The 19,247-nt window shown below is 69.9% G+C and carries 6 protein-coding genes; 3 read left to right on the top strand and 3 right to left on the bottom strand.

The annotated features are described in order from the left end of the window. Window positions 1-14: 14 nt before the first annotated feature. Window positions 15-4,169: an SGNH/GDSL hydrolase family protein gene (locus ACZ7J0_RS24010; protein ID WP_470890525.1), complete on the bottom strand. Its 4,155-nt coding sequence runs from the start codon at window positions 4,167-4,169 to the stop codon at window positions 15-17. A gap of 742 nt (window positions 4,170-4,911) precedes the next feature. On the opposite strand from ACZ7J0_RS24010, the gene ACZ7J0_RS24005 reads away from it, so the two are divergent. Together ACZ7J0_RS24005 and ACZ7J0_RS24000 are read left to right on the top strand one after the other, a co-directional pair. Next, the gene (locus ACZ7J0_RS24005; RefSeq protein WP_470890523.1) at window positions 4,912-11,457 is read left to right on the top strand and encodes an RHS repeat-associated core domain-containing protein; all 6,546 of its coding nucleotides are present in this window, start codon (window positions 4,912-4,914) and stop codon (window positions 11,455-11,457) included. Window positions 11,458-11,469: 12 nt separating this feature from the next. Then, window positions 11,470-11,886 (top strand): hypothetical protein, encoded by a 417-nt coding sequence (locus tag ACZ7J0_RS24000; protein WP_470890521.1) that lies wholly within the window; start codon window positions 11,470-11,472, stop codon window positions 11,884-11,886. Window positions 11,887-12,088: 202 nt separating this feature from the next. Here the strand turns inward: ACZ7J0_RS24000 and ACZ7J0_RS23995 are convergent, their stop codons facing one another. Together ACZ7J0_RS23995 and ACZ7J0_RS23990 are read right to left on the bottom strand one after the other, a co-directional pair. Further along, a complete protein-coding gene (locus tag ACZ7J0_RS23995) occupies window positions 12,089-13,321 on the bottom strand; it encodes a serine/threonine-protein kinase (RefSeq protein WP_470890519.1) in 1,233 nt (410 codons plus the stop codon). Window positions 13,322-13,428: 107 nt separating this feature from the next. After that, complete coding sequence (locus ACZ7J0_RS23990; RefSeq protein WP_470890518.1) at window positions 13,429-15,090, bottom strand: serine/threonine-protein kinase; 1,662 nt, start codon at window positions 15,088-15,090, stop codon at window positions 13,429-13,431. 453 nt (window positions 15,091-15,543) lie between these two features. Here ACZ7J0_RS23990 and ACZ7J0_RS23985 point away from each other — a divergent pair, with 453 nt between their 5' ends. Further along, window positions 15,544-19,194 carry an FHA domain-containing protein gene (locus tag ACZ7J0_RS23985; protein WP_470890516.1) on the top strand — a complete coding sequence of 1,217 codons (3,651 nt, stop codon included), beginning with the start codon at window positions 15,544-15,546 and terminating at the stop codon, window positions 19,192-19,194. Window positions 19,195-19,247 lie beyond the last annotated feature (53 nt).

The following is a 19,247-nucleotide window of genomic DNA, read 5'->3' as shown; positions in this document are numbered from 1 at the left end:
CCGTGGGCGAATTGTTAGGAAGCTCCCCCCGGCGCGACCCCTGGATCAAGCACGCCGAAGCCGAACGCGTTGGCGGCAGCCAGATAGCCGTTGCGTGTGAGGTTCACGTGATCACCCGCGTCATGGTCGCCAGGTGCGGCTTCCGCACGAAGCCGCAAGGACGGCGGATCCAGGGGGCTGGACGGGTCGGGCACGGCCACCGCCGCTTCTGTGTCGACATGGTCGACATAGGGCCCGGTGAAGTCCTGCTGTTCCGAGATCCAGCTATTCACGTTCAGACGATTGAGATCGACCATCGGTGTACACGGACCGTAACCGTGGCACGGCGTGAGCGTGGTGAACACGACCTTGATCCCCCATGCCGTCAGCTGGCCGCGGAGGAGGGCATAGGTGCTCGTGAGATCGATGTCGTCGGTCCCGGCCAGAAGGTCACGAAGTCCCTCATAGATGACGACCGTCTTCACTCCAGGGACGGAAAGGACGTCGCGGTCCAGTCTGGAAAGAGCGGCGTCTCCGCCTTGCGTCCCGTCCACGGTCAGGCGGTTGTTCTCGATACCGGAGGCGACCACACCGACCCCGGCCGTGGAAGGATCACTTCCGAGATTCCATGCCAGCCATTCAGGCAGCCGCGGCACTCCGCCCTGGACGGGAGTCCCACCGGAGAACGGATCCACCAAGCCGTCGCCGAGAACCGCGACGGTCGGCTTACCGTCGCCGCTGAGCACGTCGATCTCGGTCAGGATGTTGATGAAACGCCCCCACCTGACTCCGTCCCCGCTGAATGCCGTGCCCTCCTTGTCCGCCGTGCGATCTCCTGAGCCGGGTGGACTGACGTACATGATCCCTGTATTTCCCACCCAACTGTGCTGCGGCAGGTACTTCACCTTGTTGGCCAGATGGAAACTGATCACCGCTCCCTTCCTGGCCGGCAAAGGCGTCGAGGTGGGGTCGGTGAACACTTCTCCCCCGGCAGGGATGGTCACTGAACGTTTGCCGCCGTCGAAGGCGAGATCGACCGGTGGCGCCTCGGTCTGGGCTCCGCCCCCAGCGCTCAGCGCATAGGTCGCGTGATCAATCACCAGCGGAGTGAGACCGTGGGCGTTGGAGAGACGGAAGCGGGCGGTACCGCTGACGCTGGGAGCCGCAACGACCCGGAACGTCTGATCGGTGAAGTCGCTTCCCCCGTCGTTGTAGTTGTAGATGCCTTCGACAGGAGCTCCCCAAGCGCCCTTCCAGGACCCCCCACCCGTCGCCCTGCCGGTGTCCCGCACCGCCATACCGAAGATGTGCAACCCCGGGATTCCCAGCGTCGCCCTGTCGTTCACATCCGGCAGCGTCACGGAGTCGACGGCCACCCCAGGCCGTAGCGGCACGGAGAAGGTGTAGATCTTGACCGGTCTTGCCTCCTGGCCGCCGGCGGGCCTGTTCCTGTGCGGCAGGGTGACCGTCGCGAGGGTTCCCGGGCCCGTCGACCAGTCCGGGACCGAGAGGTAGTACGGAGACGGTGACGGCGACCCGCTGTAGGTGATGGCTCCCGTCGCCGCCTCGCAGTCGGTCGGCAGGCCATTCGTCAGGACGCAGTTCGTACCCGCTCCCGTCGTGCCGTCCGGTACGACCGGGCTCGTGACGTCCGCCGGATTGCGGTCCAGGGCAGTGCGCGCCTGGGTGGCGGTGGCGAGGAAGACCAGGGCATGGCCCGTGGCACCGTTCATCCGGATCGTCTGGTTCGCCGCCATGACGTTGTCGGGGCCGCCGGTGCCGAATGTCGGCAGCGTGAAGGTGGCACCGTTCACGGTGAGCTTCTCGCCCGGCTTCCAGCCCGCCGCCTGCAGATCCTGCGACGAGAAGCTGTTGCCGTAGCTGTCGATGTCCGCCGGCGCGGGATTGCTGTCCGAGGAGACCGCCGTGTTGTTGAAGGCGTCCTTCAGGCTGGCGTACGTACGGGGAGCATGGCCGAGGGCGATGAACTCGTAGGGATACATCTCCGAGGCGTTGCCGGCCGCGTCGAGGGCGTACACCCACAGCGTGTGTGTTCCGGGCGCCGGTGGCCGGACCTTGTACGAAGCGCTGTTGTTGACCGCCGCGACCACCTGGGAGGCCGGCGGGTTGGAGGTCGGGGGCTTCACATCGAGCCCGAAGACGAACTTCGTCGCGGTGTTGTTGGCCGATCCGGGCGCGACACGCGCCACGAACGTCCCTTCCGTGCCCGCCGCGGCGCCCTGCTCGCGCTCGGGGAAGAGCAGCCCCTGGGACTCGACGGTGGGCTTGACGGGTGCGCGCTGGTCGACGGTGAAGCGGCAGACCGACGGGTTGGTGGCGGTGTCCTTGCCATCGGTGGCAAGGACTTGCCAGGCGACGGTACTGCCGTCCTTCAAGCCGGAGACGAAGGAGGCGGGAAGCTGGACCTGAACCCGCTTCCCGCTCGCGACATCGGGAGAGGTCAGTGTCGCCTTGGTGGCGCTGCCGTCCACCCAGTAGGTGAACTTCGCGGCGAGGGCGTCCCGATCCGCGTCTCCCACCACCGCGGTGAGCATTGGCGGGGTGGTGGCGACGGTCTTGCCGATGACCGGGTAGGGAGCGGCGACGTCACAGCCGTACGAGGCCGCGTTGACGGTGGCCGCGAGACCGCTCGGCACATAGGGCACATGGTTGTACGTGATGCTCACCGTCGGGCTCGGCGAGAAGCGCTTCATGTAGACGCCACTCGACTCATTGCCGTTGAGCAGCGCGAAGGTCCAGCTGCCGGCGCGGCCGGCCGCGGCCTTGGCTATCGCGGACGTCACCGCGTATCCGCCGGACACATAACTGCTGCACGCCGGGCCGAAGGTGCGGGAACCCAGTGCGGCCACCAGTCCGGGGCGGCTGCTCCAGGACGTGTTCGCGCTGAACGCGTTCGCCGCGTAGAGAGTCACCGAGGACGACTCACTGCAGCTCGACGAGGACGTCTCCTGGACATTGGCGACAGCGGAGACGATGTGTGTCTTCCAGATGGCGGACGGAATTCCGATCTGGAAGTAGGCCCTCTCCCGGCCGATGCAGCCGGACCACGAGTTCATGCCGACGCCCGGGTTTCCGTACGTGGTCGAGTCGTAGTTCTTCGCCGTCGGACACCCCTCCTGGACGCCGACGAAGTGCTGCCTGGCCCCGTTCGCCGGGTGCGGGTTCCACGACGGGTCGATGTACACGGGGTACCTGGTGGACGTGCCCTTGAGCAGCTTCGCGTCGGGCACGAGGGTCAGGGCCGAGGCGCTGACGTCCACCCGGATGCGAGCGGACCTGGCCCCGCCCGCCGGGCCTCGCGGGCTGGACAGGGACGCGGGAGCGGCCGACTTCGCGGTCGCCCCGGAGGCCTTCGTCGAGGCAGACGACGAATCCCACATGTGCGGCTGCGGCGCGCTGAACACGACTCGGCCGTTGGGTGACTTCGCCTGCAGGTTGTCGTCCTTGTCCTCCGCCAGCTCCACTCCCGTCGTCCGGACGCCCAGCTTCAAGGAGGCCAGGCCGGGGTGGGCGGCGGCGGCCGCGGACTTGACCACGAGCACCTGGGTGAATCCGCCTCGCGTGTTCGCGGTGAGGACGAGGTCGACGCCGGGCAGGACCTCGGGATAGGTGATGTCCGGTCCGGACGTCTTCGGCGTCGGCAGCTGCGTGGGCCAGGACAGGCCGAGGGTGGCCTTGCCGTCCTTCATCCTCACCAGCGGTCCGTCACCACCACCGGAGAAGGTCAGCGATCCGGTCGATGCCGTCGGGCTGTACGAGCCGTCGGCGTTCCTGCGGAGCGTGCTGTCCAGCCCCGTCCAGACACCGTTCTTGCGTACGCGCTCAGGGAGCACGCTCGTCGTCCAGGTGACCGTGCCTCCCGGGTTCGCCGTGACCATGTCCGTCTCATTGGTCAGCGCGTCGACCGCGGCCGGCTTGCCCGTGCTCTCCGCCCTGCCCTGAGCCGTGGCCAGGGCCTGCTCCTGAGCCGGGGTGAGTCCGGACGGCTCGCTGTCCTTCATCCGCCCCAGCGGGCCCCTATGCGGCGGATCTTGGGGGACGGGTGCGGGTTCCCCCGGCGAGACGAGCGGCGGTGGCAGGTCGTGGGACGCCACGGCGAGGGCGGCGCCGGGCGCAGCCGTCGATACGAGCGCGGCGCACAACAGCGTGACGATATGGCGTTTATGCATGGACGCACGACGGCCCCACATGCAGCCCCCCTGGACATGTCGGCGGTTTCACTTCGGCTCGCGGACGATAGTCATTTCAACGCGAAACGAACAAGTAAATATTCGGCAAAGGCGCACGACATTGATCGGACTTGCGCCATTTATCCCTCGAAATGGAATTCACCGTTCAGTGATTCGCCCACTACCGCCCGTCAGAAGCAATAAGTCCCCAAATCAGGACAGATCAGCGCCTACAAGCCTCTGGCATTACTCAATCTTTGCCGCTGCTTTTTTCGCTCCATAAGTTTTGGCAATTCAAACCCTGCTAAGTTCCGCTGGCCGTTATACGGAACTGGGGGGTTTCATGACTGGTCGATCCAGGGTCGGAACAGTTTTCCGCCACCGTGGCCGGATTACCGCAGGCGCGTCATTGGCAGCCTTCGCGTCCGCGCTGCTCATGGTGGTGACAAGTGCTGATCCAGCCGCTGCGACAGCGCTTTTCGGAAACGAGAAGCGCACTTACGCCGTCACGCCGGAGAAGGCCGATCCGGTCCCGGTCACACCAGTGCCCAAGCGGCCGGTTCCGCGCCCGAAGACTCCTTCCTGGGATCCGGCCGGCGCCAAGAGAACATGGCCCCGGGGCGGGGCCGCCGATACGCCCGTACCCTCCTCCTCGGCCGTACGGGCCGGCGCGCTCCCCGTCCGGGTCTCGGCACCGGCCGGCAAGGCGAAGGTCCGCTCCGCGGCCTCCCCGGTCCGAAAGGTGCGAGTCCGGCTGAGCGACCATTCGGCCGCCGACCGTGCCGGTGTCACGGGAGTCCTGGGATCGGTCCAGCGGATCGAGCCCGGCGCGCCCGGCAGCGTCCATGTCGAGCTGGACTACCGCCCCTTCGCCCAGGCGTACGGCGGTGACTGGTCATCCCGACTGCGGCTGGTCCAATTGCCCGCCTGCGCACTGACCACTCCCGCTAAGGACGCCTGCCGCAAGCAGACGCCGCTGGTCTCCGCGAACGACGCGAAGAGCGGCCGTGTGTCGGCGAACGTGTCCGTAGCCGCGAGTTCGCCGGGCGGGGGGGCGCAACCAGTCGTCTTCGCCGCCACGGCTTCGGCCTCCGGCGGCGGCGGAAGCTACTCCGCCACGTCCCTCGCTCCCTCCGGGCAGTGGACGGCGGGTGGGTCGACCGGTGGCTTCTCATGGTCGTATCCGATAGGCCTGCCCGACGTTCCAGGCGGCTTCAAGCCCAACGTCTCACTGGACTACAGCTCCCAGAGCGTGGACGGTCGCACTTCGTCGACCAACGGCCAGTCCGGCTGGGTCGGCGATGGCTGGGACTTCTCCCCCGGGTTCATCGAACGCTCCTACCTACCCTGCTCGGACGACACGGCAGGGGGCAGCCCCAAGACCGGCGACCAGTGCTGGTCGGACGCCGCCGACACGCTCACGCTCTCGCTGAACGGTGCGTCGAACACCCTCGTCTTCGACGGTACGTCCAAGACATGGCACCCGCAGAACGACAACGGCGAGAAGATCTCGGTCCGCACGGACACCGTGAACACCGACAACGACCACGAGTACTGGGTCGTGACCACTGCCGACGGCACCGAGTACCAATTCGGACGGAACCGGCTCCCCGGCTGGACCACGGGCGCTCCGGTGACCAACTCGGTCGCGACCACCCCGGTCTTCGGCAATGACGCGGGGGAACCCTGCCACGCCTCGACGTTCGCGGCGTCTTCCTGCCAACAGGCCTACCGCTGGAGCCTGGACTACGTCGTGGACCCTCACGACAACGCGATGAGCTACTGGTACACCCCGGAGACCGGCTACTACGGCGTGAACGACGCCAGTACCCCGACGGCGTACACCCGCAGCAGCTACCTCTCGAAGATCCAGTACGGCCAGCGCAAGGGCAAGGTCTACGACACCGCGTCGCCCGCGGCCGGCCAGGTCTTCTTCACCACGGCCGAGCGCTGCCTGCCCAACGCCTCCTTCGACTGCGCCGAAGCCAAGCGGACGCTCGCCAACAACGCGCACTGGCCCGACGTGCCCCTGGACCAGAACTGCACCGCCACCGGGACGTGTGCCAACCACGGTCCCTCGTTCTGGTCCACGAAACGCCTGACCGCGATCCGTACACAGGTACTCGTCGACAAGACCTATGCCGACGTCGACGCGTGGGCGCTGACACACACCTATCCGGCCACCGGCGACACCACCACTCCGACCCTGTGGCTGTCGTCGATCGTGCGTACGGGCATGGCCGGCAGCAGTACCGAGTCGTTGCCACCGGTGTACTTCGACGGTCAGCCGATGGCCAACCGCGTGGACGGACTCGACGGCTACCAGCCGATCACCCGACGCCGCATGATGACCATCACGACGGAGTCCGGCAAGGTCATCACTGTCAACTACCTGGCGGCACAGTGCCATCGCAAGGGCACCGTCGTCCTGCCGTCCAGCCCGCAGACGAACACGATGCGCTGCTACCCGTCGTACTGGACACCGCCGGGCCAGACATCTCCTCAGCTGGACTGGTTCAACAAATTCGTTGTCAATACGGTCACCGAGCAGGACCCCACCGGCAACGGTCTGCCCGTGCAGACCTCGTACCGCTACGTGGGCGACCCCTTCTGGGCCTTCAATGACGACTCGCTCTCCCTGGCCAAGTACCGCACGTGGAACCAGTGGCGGGGCTTCGGCCAGGTGGAGGTGCGCACCGGCACCGCACCCGCGAAGATCACCCTCTCGCGCTCCACGTACTTCCGCGGCAAGGGCTCCACACTGACCAACTCGGTGGGCGATGTCGAGGTGACCGACTCACCCGCCCTGTCCGGCCAGACCTTCGAGACGCAGAGCTTCGACGGCGACGGCGGGGCCACGCTCGCCTCCACCACCACAGAGCCCTGGCTCGGTCCGGTGACCGCGACCCAGAGCCGTACGAAGGTCGGCCTCGCCCCCCTGGAAGCGCGGATCCTCAACACCAAGCGGACGCGGAGCACCACCACGAAGGCCGACGGGAAGCCCCGTACGACCGAGACGGTGACCGAGTTCGACAGCGCGACAGGCCTGCCGACCTCCGTGGACGACAAGGGCGACGTGTCGGTCTCGAGCGACGACAAGTGCTCCCGCACCTGGTACGCGAAGAACGCGGCCGGCGACTGGCTTCCCATGCCGAGGCGCATGCAGACCGTCGCCGTCGGCTGCGCCGCCACCCCGCAGTTCCCCAAGCACGCGATCAGCGATGACCTGGCGTTCTTCGACGGGCACACCGACAATCTTGCTGTTCCTGGCATCGGTGACGTGACGATGGTCCAGAAGGCCGACTCCGTCGCAGCCGACGGGACCCCGCACTACGTCACCGTGCTCAAGAACCAGTACGACGCGTACGGGCGCGAGACGAGTGAGACCGACGCGCTGGGCCGGACCACAACCACCGTCTTCACTCCGGCCGTCGGCACGGCACCGCCCAGCGTCCAGGTGACTCAGCCCAAGGTCACCGGTCAGACGGCGGCTTTCACGACCACCACCACGATGGAGCCGGAGCGCGGTCTCCCCGCCAGGACGACTGACGCCGCGGGCTACTCGACGACCAGCGCATACGACGCGCTCGGCCGACTGACCGCCGTCTGGCGCCCCGGCTTCTCGACCAGCAACGGACCGAACACCAAGTACACCTACAGCCTTTCCCCGTCGGCGCCTTCCGCGGTCACGACGCAGAGCCTCAACGACGACGGCAGCTACCGCACGTCGATCACCCTCTACGACGCGATGCTGCGTGAGCGGGAGACGCAGACGGAGACGGCCGACGGCGGAAGTGTCATCAGCGATACCGTCTATGACTCCCACAGCTGGGCTGTGAAGTCGGCAGGGCCGTACTACAGCAAGGACAAGCCGTCCGGCGCGCTGGTGTACGCGCCCGACAACCAGGTGCCCACCCAGACGGGCACCTTCTACGACGGCGCCGGCCGCCCCACGGTGAGCGTCGCCTACACCCGCGCCTCCGAGACCTGGCGGACGACGACCTTCTACCCCGGCTCCGACCGGACCGACGTCGTCCCGCCGCTCGGCGCGACGCCGACCAGCACCCTCGTGGACGCCCGGGGCAACACCACCAAGCTGGTCCGCTATCACAGCAGTACCACGACAGGTACCTCGGACGCCGTCACCTACACCTATGACGCCTCCGGCCGCCAGATCGGCCAGGACGACGGCCAGGGCCACACCTGGACGAACACGTACGACCTGCTCGGCCGCAAGACCGCCCAGACCGACCCGGACACCGGGCGCTCCACCACGAAGTACGACGCCTCAGGGCAGACGATCTCCTCCACGGACGCCCGCCAGAAGACGGTCAGTTACACGTACGACGAGTTGGGCCGGAAGACAGGCGCCTACGACACCACGGGCGTGACGGACGTCGCCCAGGGCAAGCCATTGGCCGCCTGGACGTACGACTCCGTCAAGAAGGGTCTGCCGACTTCCTCGACCAGCTACCAAGGTGGCGCGGCGTACACGAGCAAGGTCCTCGGGTACGACTCGCACGGCTGGCCGACCGCGTCGGCGCTCGTCATCCCGGCGAGCGAGGGCAAGCTCCAGGGCACCTACCTCACACAAAACCGGTACAACCTCACCGGCACGCTGAGTTCCTACACGAACACCGCCGCCGGCCATCTGCCGCAGGAGACATTCACCTACGGCTACGACAGGTTCGGCCGGCAGAAGAGCGTGGGCAGCCCGTCGTTGACCGCGTCCCTCTCCTGGACGCAGTTCGACGAGCCCGAGCAGTTCACCTACGGGACCTCGGGCAATTTCGCGCAGCAGACCCTGAAGTACGACGAGCAGACCCACCGGCTCAACTCGTCCTTCGTCGTCACGGCGTCGGGTGCGCAGGTTTCCGACCGCACCAGTTACAGCTACCAGCCGGCGGGCAACGTCACGAAGATCCGTGACGAGCTCGGCGGCGGCAAGATCGATACCCAGTGCTTCGCCCACGACTGGGCGCAGCGTCTGGAGAGTGCCTGGACGGCGACGGACGACTGCGCGAAGAAGCCCGCCGCCGGGGTGGCCACGATGGTGGGCGGTCCAGCGGCGTACTGGCAGTCGTGGACATACGACGGTACGGGCAACCGCGAGACGCAGACCGACCACGATCTCGGCGGTGACGCGACCAAGGACACCGTGTCGACGTACGCGGTTCCGGCGGCCGACAAGGGCCCTGCCCACGCACTGGAGAGGGTCGACAGGACGGGGCCGGGCGGCGCCGAGTCCAACTCCTCCACCACGTACACCTATGACGCGTCGGGCAACATCCGCACCCGCACCGGCCGGGCGGGGACAGACACCTTCTCGTACAGCGCGGTCGGCAAGCTCGAGGAACTGGCCAGGACGGGAACGTCGGCTTCGACGAAGTACGTCTACGACGCCTCCGGCAATCTGCTGATCCGCCGGGACGCGGGCGCGACCGTCCTGTTCACGGGCGATCAGGAGCTCACGCTCAAGGACGGCGCCGCCGAGGCGGAAGGCTCGCGCTACGTCTCGCTCGGCGGCCAGACCATCGCCGTCCAGTCGGCGGACGCACAAGGCGTCCAGGTCGATTACCTCGTCTCCGACCGGCAGAACACGGGGACGCTGGAGATCGACGCCGGCTCGCAGCAGGTCACGCGACGCCAGTACAAGCCGTTCGGCGAGATCCGCACGGCCGCTGCTGGTTGGCAGGGGGCACGCGGCTTCGTCGGGGGGCAGGAGGACAAGGCCACCGGGCTCGTCAACCTGGGGGCCCGCCAGTACGACCCCGTCGTCGGCCGGTTCCTGAATCCCGATCCGCTGATCGTGCCGGGAGAACCCGAAACCTGGAACGCCTACGCGTACGCGGGCAACAACCCGACGACACAGAGCGACCCGAGCGGTCTGTGCTGGGCCGACCTGTGCGGCATCGGCACCCCGAAGGGCGACGGCTCCGGAAAGATCATCACCGAGGGTCCGGTCGACCCCGGCGGGACGAACACGACGACCTGCCACCGAGGCATGTGCTCCGACGGAAACCCGATCGGAGGCAAGGACGGCCGCGGCAACCTCGGCAACTCCACCACCAAGGCCAAGGCCGACGCCTCGGCCGCCGAGCAGGCCGCGAAGACGGCGAGCGCGGTCGCGGTAGCGGCCAAGAAGCAACAGCAGGGACTCAAGCGGCAGCTGATCAACCTGGTCGCCGACGTGCTCGGCATCACCGACGCGGTCAACTGCTTCACCAAGGGCGACGTGATGGGCTGTTTCAACACAGCCCTGAACGCGGTGCCCTGGGGCAAGCTCGCGAAGGCGATCAAGGCGGGCTACAAGGCGTTCAAGATCTGGCGGGCCTTCAAAAAGGCCGAAGGAATCATCAAGGAGGCGGAGGACCTAGCCCAGGCGGCGGCATCGACGGCGAAGGCGGCGCGGGCACAGGCGAACGCGCTGGAATCGGCCGGTGCCGCATGCGTCAGGACACACAGCTTCACCGCCGACACTTTGGTACTCCTCGCCGACGGCACGACAAAGCCGATCTCGGAACTGAAGCCGGGTGACGAAGTCACGGCGTCGGACCCGCAGACGAATGTCACCACAGGCGAAAAGGTCGAACGCCAGATCGTCACGGAGGACGACAAGGAGTTCACCGACCTCACGCTCACCGCGGAGCCGGCAGCCCCCGGAACCGGGCCGGCCAAGCCGGCGAAGGTGACGACGACCTGGCACCACCCGTTCTGGGACGCGACGCAGAAGCGGTGGGTGGACGCGAAGGACCTCCGCCCCGGCACGGAACTGCGCCAGCCGGACGGCACGACGCTGAGGGTCCTGACGGTCCGGAACTACCGGTGGGCGTCGGTCACGTACGACCTGACGGTCAGGAACCTGCATACGTACTATGTGCTGGCGGGCGAGACTGCCGTACTCGTTCACAACTGCGGGGAAGGAACGGCCACGGTCTACTTGGACCCGGTGGAAAAGCATGCAACCGTGAAGGTTGAGACGGCGGATGAGGCGCTGCATACCGAACAAGTAGGCGTCCCCGGTACAGATGCTGTGCCCGCGATTCGCACGGAGCCGCACGCGCCCACGACGATTAGGGTGCGGATTCCATTGCCAAACCCGGGAGGGGCTCTAGCCTTCCAGGAAGTGACTCTGGGGAGGAATCTTGGCCGCTACAACGTCGACAGCCGAAGTTGCGTTACCTACTGTGCTGAAGTCCTGCGCGCAGGAGGGGTTACAGATCTCCCGGATATGACGTCATCCATTGAGCTGACGAAGTACTTGATCCGGCGACACAATGCTGGGTGACAGGAGAAGATGATGTCACTGCCTGATGACTGGGCATGGCTGGAAGAGATGCCCGAGGGATGGCCAACCCCGGAAGAAATCACAGGCCCCACTGCAGCGCCAGCTACGAACCTGGTCGTTTTGATGCTGAGTAGCGAGATGCTTGGCAACGATTTGGTGGAATTGGTCGGTGAATTCATCGCCGAAGAGGCCAGGTTCAACAGTTGGATTGGCGCGGAAGGAAAGAGTGAGCTATCCATGCGTCAAGTGGCTGAATGCTCCGCACTGCTGCGGGAGTGCACAAAATCGATCTACGAGGCATGGCGCGACTTCTCTCAGACGCATGAGGAGGCTCAGCGGGCAGCAGGTTCGGCCTTGCCTGAAAGGCATGCACTGCTCGTCAATCTCAAATCTGCATCCGAGAATCTGCGCAATGCGAGAATGAAGTGAGTTTTCTCGCATGAATCGGGTTTGTCGGAATCGCGGAAAGATGGCGAGGAGTTTTGATGGGCCGCGACCCACTTCCTCAACGAGTTCCTCTGAACTCGCCTGACTCCTCGGGGCGGATGGGCAAGACAGTCAGGCCGCAGAGACAGCGTAAGAAGCTTCGCGCGCAATTACCTCCGTGAATCGTCCGACTGAGCAGCCCCACCTACGGGTTCCCAGGAGCCGTGTTACCCGAGTCCTGTGGAGGCGCGTCCGCGTCGCCCGTCGTCGCCAGGTAGCCGCCCACCCCTATCGCCACCGCCACCGCCACCGCCGCGAGGCCCAGGGTGATGCGGCGTTTGCGGACCGCGTCGGCCTTGTGACGGGCCGAGCCCGGCCGGCGGGCGCCCGAGGGGCGGGGGGCGCGGGCGGTGCCCAGGGGGCCGCCGGAGAGTTCGTCGGGCGCCGGGACCCGCATCGAGGTGTGGGTGTCGCGGTTGGAGTCGGGGGCCGAGCCCGGGACCAGGGGGACCGCGCCGCGGCGGCGGGGTTCCGTGGGAAGGGCCGGGTATTCGGGCTCCTCGTACTGCTGGGTGGGCTCCGCGTCCGGCTCGTCGACGTCCAGGGGAGGGATGCCGGACAGCAGCGGGAGGACGTCACGCAGCCGGACGGCCAGCTCCGAGGCGCGCAGCCGCGAGGCGGGGGCCTTGGCCAGGCACTGGACGATCAGCTGCCAGAGCTCCTCGGGGATCCCCGGGAGCGGGACGACGGTCTCGGTGACGTGGCGGCGCAGTACGGCCCCGGGGTGGCCGCCGCCGAAGGGCGTGAAGCCGGCCAGGAGTTCGTACAGGACCGTCGCGAGGGCGTAGATGTCGACGGCGGCGCGGGGCGGCAGACCTTCGACGATCTCGGGGGCGAGATAGTCCGGGGTGCCGATGATCCGGGTCGCCTTGGTGCGCCGGGGGGTGTCGATCAGCTTGGCGACGCCGAAGTCGGTGAGCAGCGCGGGGTGGGCGCCGCCGGGACCGAGCGGGCCTTCCATGTCCAGCAGGATGTTCTCGGGCTTGACGTCGCGGTGGACGACTCCGGCGGCGTGCGCGGCCGCCAGGCCGTCGGCGATGTCGGCCATGATCGCGACGGCCGCCTCGGGGGCGAGGCGGCGTTCGCGGTCGAGGCGGGTGCGGAGGTCGGTGCCCCGGACGAGGTCCATGACGAGCGCCAGGTCGTTGCCGTCCACGACGAGGTCGCGGACGGCCACCACGCGCGGGTGGTCCAGGCCGAGCAGGGCGGTGCGCTCCTGGACGAAGCGGCCGACGAGCTCCTGGTCGGAGGCCAGGTCCTCGCGCAGCAGCTTGATGGCGACGGGGCCCTCGGGCCCCTCGCCGAGCCACACCGTGCCGGCGCTGCCCCGCCCGAGGATCTGGTGGGCGGTGTACCGGCTGCCGATTTTCCGTGCCAAGACTGCTCCCTCAGCGGCTGGCGTTCGCGACAAAGTTACGCGGCATCAGGCGCTGGTCGTCACTTCCGAAGGGAAATCACCCCTCGGAAGTCGATAAATCGGCAGGGTTACTGCCCCGTACCGCCGGTATCCCCCGTGGTGGCTCCCGGATCGGAGCCGCTGAGCTCGGAGATCCAGCCGGTCACCGTCGAGATGCCGTCGCCGATGGCCTCCCAGTAGCCCTTGCCCTGGGCGATCCAGTCCTGGAGCGGTGTGAGCTCCCAGATGAGCCAGCCGGCCACGACGAACAGCACGATGGTGAACAGACAGCCCTTGAGGCAGCCGAGGCCCGGGATCCGCATCGGGTTGGCGCCTCGCCGGCGGGGCTCACGCGGCGGGCGCTGCTGAGGCGGCTGCTGGGGCGGCGCGTACTGCTGCTGCTGGGGTTGGGGGGCGTACCGCTGCTGGGGCGGCGGCGGGGGTGCGTACTGCTGCCGCTGCGGCGGCTGGGCGTACGGCGGCGGCTGCTGCGGCCTCTGCTGCGGCTGCTGTGGCCGCTGGGGCTGCTGCGGCTGGCGCTGGGGGCGTCGTCGCAGCGGGTCCTGGCTCGGGTCCAGGTACTGGATCTGCGTCTGCTCGTTGCGATCGCGGGCCGCGCGCAGCTGGCTCTGCCAGGGGTGCGGCTCCTCGGGCTGCGGCGGGCCGTCCGGACGCGGGGGTACGGGCGGCATCACGGCGGTCGCGTCGGCGCCCGCACCGGCGGCGGCACCGGCCGCCGGGAGGAAGCTGGTCGCGGCGCCGGGGTCGTACTGGGGCGCGTTGCTGTGGAGCACCTGCGTCGGGTCGGCCGCGCCGGGGGTCTGCGGGACGGACGCGGGCGCCGGGTCGGGCGCGAGCAGCGCACCGACGCCGTCGGCGGCCTCGATCTGGGCGGGCGAGGAGTGGACGCCGATGCCGGCGGCGACCGTACGCAGGCCACGGGCCAGGTTCTCGGCGCTGGGGCGGTGGTCCGGGTTCTTGCTCAGGCAGCGCTCGATGACCGTCCACAGCGGACCGGGGACGGTGGAGGGCCGGCGCGGCTCCTCGCTGAGGTGGCGGTGCAGGACCTCGAGGGCCGTGCCGCCCGCGAAGGGGGGTCGGCCGGTGACGAGCTCGTACAGCAGGATGCCCGCGCCGTAGATGTCGACGGCGGAGGTCTGGGGGCGGCCCTCGGCGGACTCCGGGGCGACGTACGCGGGCGTGCCGACGAATTCGTGCGTACGCGTCAGGCCCGGGGAGTCGGCCAGGCGCGCGATGCCGAAGTCGGTGAGCATCGGGTGCATCCGGCCGTCGAGCTCGGCGAGCAGGACATTGGCCGGCTTGAGGTCGCGGTGGACGACGCCGTCGGCGTGGCTGGCGGCCAGCGCGTCGGCGATCTGGGCCGTGAGGAGCGCGGCGGCGACCGGGGTGAGCGGCCCGTTCTCGCGGATGTAGCGGTGCAGGTCGGGGCCGTCGACCAGGTCCATGACGAGCGCGAGGACATCGCCCTCCACGACCAGGTCGCGGGTCCGGACGATGTTGGGATGGGTGAGGCGGAGCAGCACGGAACGCTCGCGCAGGAAGCGCATCACGATGTCCGCGTCGTTCGCCAGTTCCTCCTTCAGAACCTTGATCGCCACGGTCTCGCCGGGCTGGCCGGGAACGGCCGCCTCGGCGCCCGCCGTCTCCCGCTGGCGGGCTCGCCAGACGGTGCCCGTGGCGCCGCGTCCGAGCGGCTCCTCGAGCAGGTACTTGCTGCCGATTGGCCGCACGTCACGCGCTCCCTGCTGATGATGGTCCTGAGGAGGTCCGGGTCTGGGGTCCTGTCCCTTGTTCTGTGACCCGCCCGGGTGGTCCGACCTACTTTAGTGCCGCCGAACGGGTCACCGGCGGAGTCACGGACGGACACCCAGTGTCCGGAAACGAGCTCCTTTTGTCCGAAAACAAGACGCGACCGGCGCTGAGATGGTTGCCACACCTGATCCGAAGGCGCGCCCAAGCAGGCATTTTTAGGTCGACAGCCGACCATTCAAGATCACTTACAGGTGGGTCCCGGGCGTGTTGTCAGTGGCAGGTGCGAGGATGCCTCCAGCACGTCGCGTCGTGGGGACGGGAGCCTCACGATCCGTGCCGACCTGTACCGGACGACGCGTCCGTGCCGGGTGGGGGGCGATCCAGGGCGGTCCCCTGCCGGGCACCCCGCGCAGAAGGGACCGCTGACGGCGATGCAGATCCGGCTGACCGTCCTCGCGCCGCAGAGCGGCCATTCCGCGGCGCGTGCCTGCGACGTGATCGTCACCGCCCCCGCGGGCACCGCCCTGGCCTCGGTCGCCTCCGGGCTCGCCGCCGCCGTCTCCGGGGCCGACATCTCCGGCGCCGTCGTGCTGTACGCGGGCCGGGAGCGGCTCGACTCACAGCGCTGCGCGCTCGGTGAGCCTCCGCTCGTCGACGGCGCGGTGCTCTCCCTCCAGGTCCCCGGCGACGACGACAGCCCCGGCGAGGGCGCCGCGGCCCGGCTCCACGTGGTCGCGGGGCCGGACGCGGGCGGGGTCCATCTGCTGCACGGCGGTCAGATCCGCGTCGGCCGCTCCGCCGACGCGGACGTGCCACTCGACGACCCGGACGTCTCCCGTCTGCACTGCGCGGTGACGGTCTCGGACGACGGGCGGGTCACCGTCGCCGACCTCGGCTCCACGAACGGCACGACGGTGGACGGCGCGGACGTGGGCGCTCGTCCGGTCCGGCTGTCTCCGGGCGCGCTGCTGCGCGTCGGTGAGTCGGCCCTGCGGCTGGCGGGACCGGGCGGCTGCGGCTCGGACTCCCTCGCGACGACCCCGGACGGCGAGGGCCATCTGCGGGTGGACCGGCCCGTCGCGGTACCGCCGTCCGGGACGCCGCCGACCGCGTACGGCACGCGCGCGGGCGACACCCAGGACGGCGCACACGACGGTGCGGGGGTCAGGCTTCGCGACGGCGTGCGGGATGGAGTGCGGGACGGTCTGGAGCACGGCGGCCGGGACGGAATTGGGCACGGGAGCGCCCGGGACGGGGCGCCGTCCGGCTTCGCGCGCCACGGTGCGTCCAGTGGCCACGGCACCTGGTACGGCTCCGACGCCCGTGACGCCGCGAACGGTCGCAGCAGTGACTCGTACCGCACCGACCCGGAGGCCGACGGCGGTCCGTACCGCTCCGGGCCCGGGGAGCTCGACGCGGCCCGCGGCACCCAGGCGGGCGCCGGTGAGCCGCGCGGGCACGCGCGGGCCGGGGAGTACGACGAAGGGGACGAGAGCGAAGCCCACAGCCGGACCCGGACGAGCCGCCGCCAGGGCACACCCGCGCGCGGAACCGTGATTCCCGAGGGCGTCGCCCGCAAGCGCGGCATAGGCGCGTGGGCGAGACGCCTCGCCGGGAGCCGCGCGGACCTTCCGCCCGCGCGGGACGCCGACGGGCCTCGCGCCCCGGGCGGCCGGGGCCCGGCCCCGGCGCCGGCCCCCGAGAGCTGGCCGGACCCGGCCGCCGTGCTGCTCACCGCGCTCGGCCCCGGTCCCCGGCTGTGGGAGCGCGGCACCGGACACCCCGAGACTCTGGTCGTGCGGCTCGGTACGGCGGATCGCGCGGAGCTGCCCGCCGTCCCGGTCACCGTCGGCCTGCGAGAGGCCGGATCGCTCGGACTCGCGGGCCCCGGTGACCGGCTGCGGGGGCTCACCCGGTCCGTCGTGGCCCAGCTCGCCGCGCTGCACGCGCCGGAGGATCTGGAGATCGTGCTGATCAGCGCGGACCGGACGCGTCCGGCGGCCGAGCGGCGCCGAGCGTGGTCCTGGCTCGGCTGGCTCCCGCACATGCGGCCCGCGCACGGCCAGGACTGCCGGCTGCTCCTCGCGTACGACCGCGAGCAGGCCCTCGCCCGTACGGCCGAACTGACGCGTCGGCTGGACGACGGCCTCCTCGGGCCCGGCTGGCCGAGCGCGGACCGCACGGCGGTCGCCGAGGCCGCGGCGCGGTTCGACGGGACGTACACGGTCGTGATCGTGGACGGCGACCCCGGTTCGGCGGCGCTGCGGGAAACGACGGCCCGGCTCGCCGGAGCGGGAGCGGCCGCCGGTATCCACCTGATCTGTCTGGCCGAGGCCCCCGCGGCCTCGCCCGAGTCGCCGGTCGCGGCGACCTATGAGACCGCGTGCGCCCAGTCGCTCGCCTTCCGCGAGTGCGGGGCCGTCGCGCTGCTGAGCGGTGACGTGGCGACGGCGCTGCGGCTGATGCGCACGGCGGGCGGCCGTCCCGCCGGACACGGCACGGTCGCCACCGTGGACGCGGTGTCCCTGGCCTGGGCGGAGCGGTTCGGGCGGGCGCTGGCCCCGCTGCGCACGGAAGGCGCGGTGCCGAGCGGCCGGGTGGCCGCGGCGGTGGCGCTGCCCCCGTCGGCGCGGCTCCTGGACGAGTTGGGGCTCGCTCGGGCCACACCTGCCTCGCTGATGGCCCGTTGGGCCTCTGCCGTGGACGGGACGTTGGTGCTGGGCGCCGGTCCGCGCGGTCCTGTCGCCGTCGACCTGACCGACGAGGGGCCACATCTGCTGATCGAGGGACCGGCGGGCAGCGGGCGGACCGAGTTGTTGCGCTCGATCGCCGCCTCGCTGGCCGCCGGGGGCCGCCCCGACCGGCTCGGGCTGCTCCTGGTGGACGGCGCCGGCGGCGAACGCGGCGACGGCCTGGCGCCGTGCACCGAACTTCCGCATGTCGTCGAGCACGTCGTCGCCAGCGACCCGGTCCGGATGAGGGACTTCGCCCAGGCGCTGGGCGCCGAGCTGAAGCGCCGCACCGAGCTGCTGGGCGGCGAGGACTTCGCGACCTGGCACACCCGGCGCGAACTGGCGGATCGGATGGTGGGCCCGCGCACACCCAGCGCGGGGGAGCAGCGGACGGACCGCGCCACCCGCGCCGCCGACGAGGCGTACGCCGCCGAGGGCGGCCAGAGCGGTCACCGCACCCACGGCCAGGCCTCCGGCGGGCCCGGAGCCACGTACCGGACCGGTGGAAGCGATGCTTCGGGCCCGCCCGGAGTGCCCGCGCAGGCAGGAGCGCCCACGGGGCCCGGCCGCCCCACGGGCGCCGGGCTGCCCGCTCGAGCCGGTCTGCCCACGCAGGGCACTCAGGTCGGACTGCCCGCACAGGACGGCCCGTCCGGCCAGACCGGTCGCGGCGGCCAGACGGCCCACCCCGCCCCCGCCGAACGCGGCGATCTCGACTCCCCCTCCAGCGGAACCCTCCGCCTGCGCCCCTCGGCAGCGGCTCGTACGGCCCCCGGCCCCCGCGAACAGCCCGCCCGCCCCGAGGAGTCCCCGCTCCTGCCTCGTCTGATCGTTCTCGTCGACGACTTCGACGCGCTGGTCGCCCCGGCGCTCGGCTCCACCGGCCGGCCGGCCGCGGGCTCGGTCGTACGGGCCCTGGAGGCCGTGGCTCGCGGCGGAGAGCGCCTCGGGGTGCACCTGATCGCGACGTCGGCGCGCCCGGACCGTACGGCAGACACCGAGCTGGCCCACGGCGCCCGGCTGCGCGTGGTGCTCGATCCCGCTCCGCCCACCGGCGGTCCCGACGACCAGGCGCCCGGCCGGGGCAGGCTCGGCCACCCGGACGGCCGAGTGACCCCCTTCCAGGCCGGCCGGGTCACCGGCCGCATCCCCCGCACGGCGACGCTGCGGCCCACGGTCGTCCCGCTGGAGTGGGAGCGGATGGGTGATCCGCCGACCCGCAGACCCGTACGCGAGCTGGGCAACGGGCCCACGGATCTCGCTCTCCTGGCCAGCGCGCTGGAACGGGCCGCCCGCTCGGTCGACGCCATACCCCTGTCGCCCCTGAGCCGCGCCACGACCAGCCGCTGAGGGCGCGTCAGGCGCCCTGGGGGCACGTCACGACCCCATCACGATGGCGCAGT

This window comes from Streptomyces sp. NPDC038280, from assembly GCF_055600045.1.
Note: the sequence above shows the minus strand (reverse complement) of the source record. Positions and strands in the feature narration are given on the sequence as shown.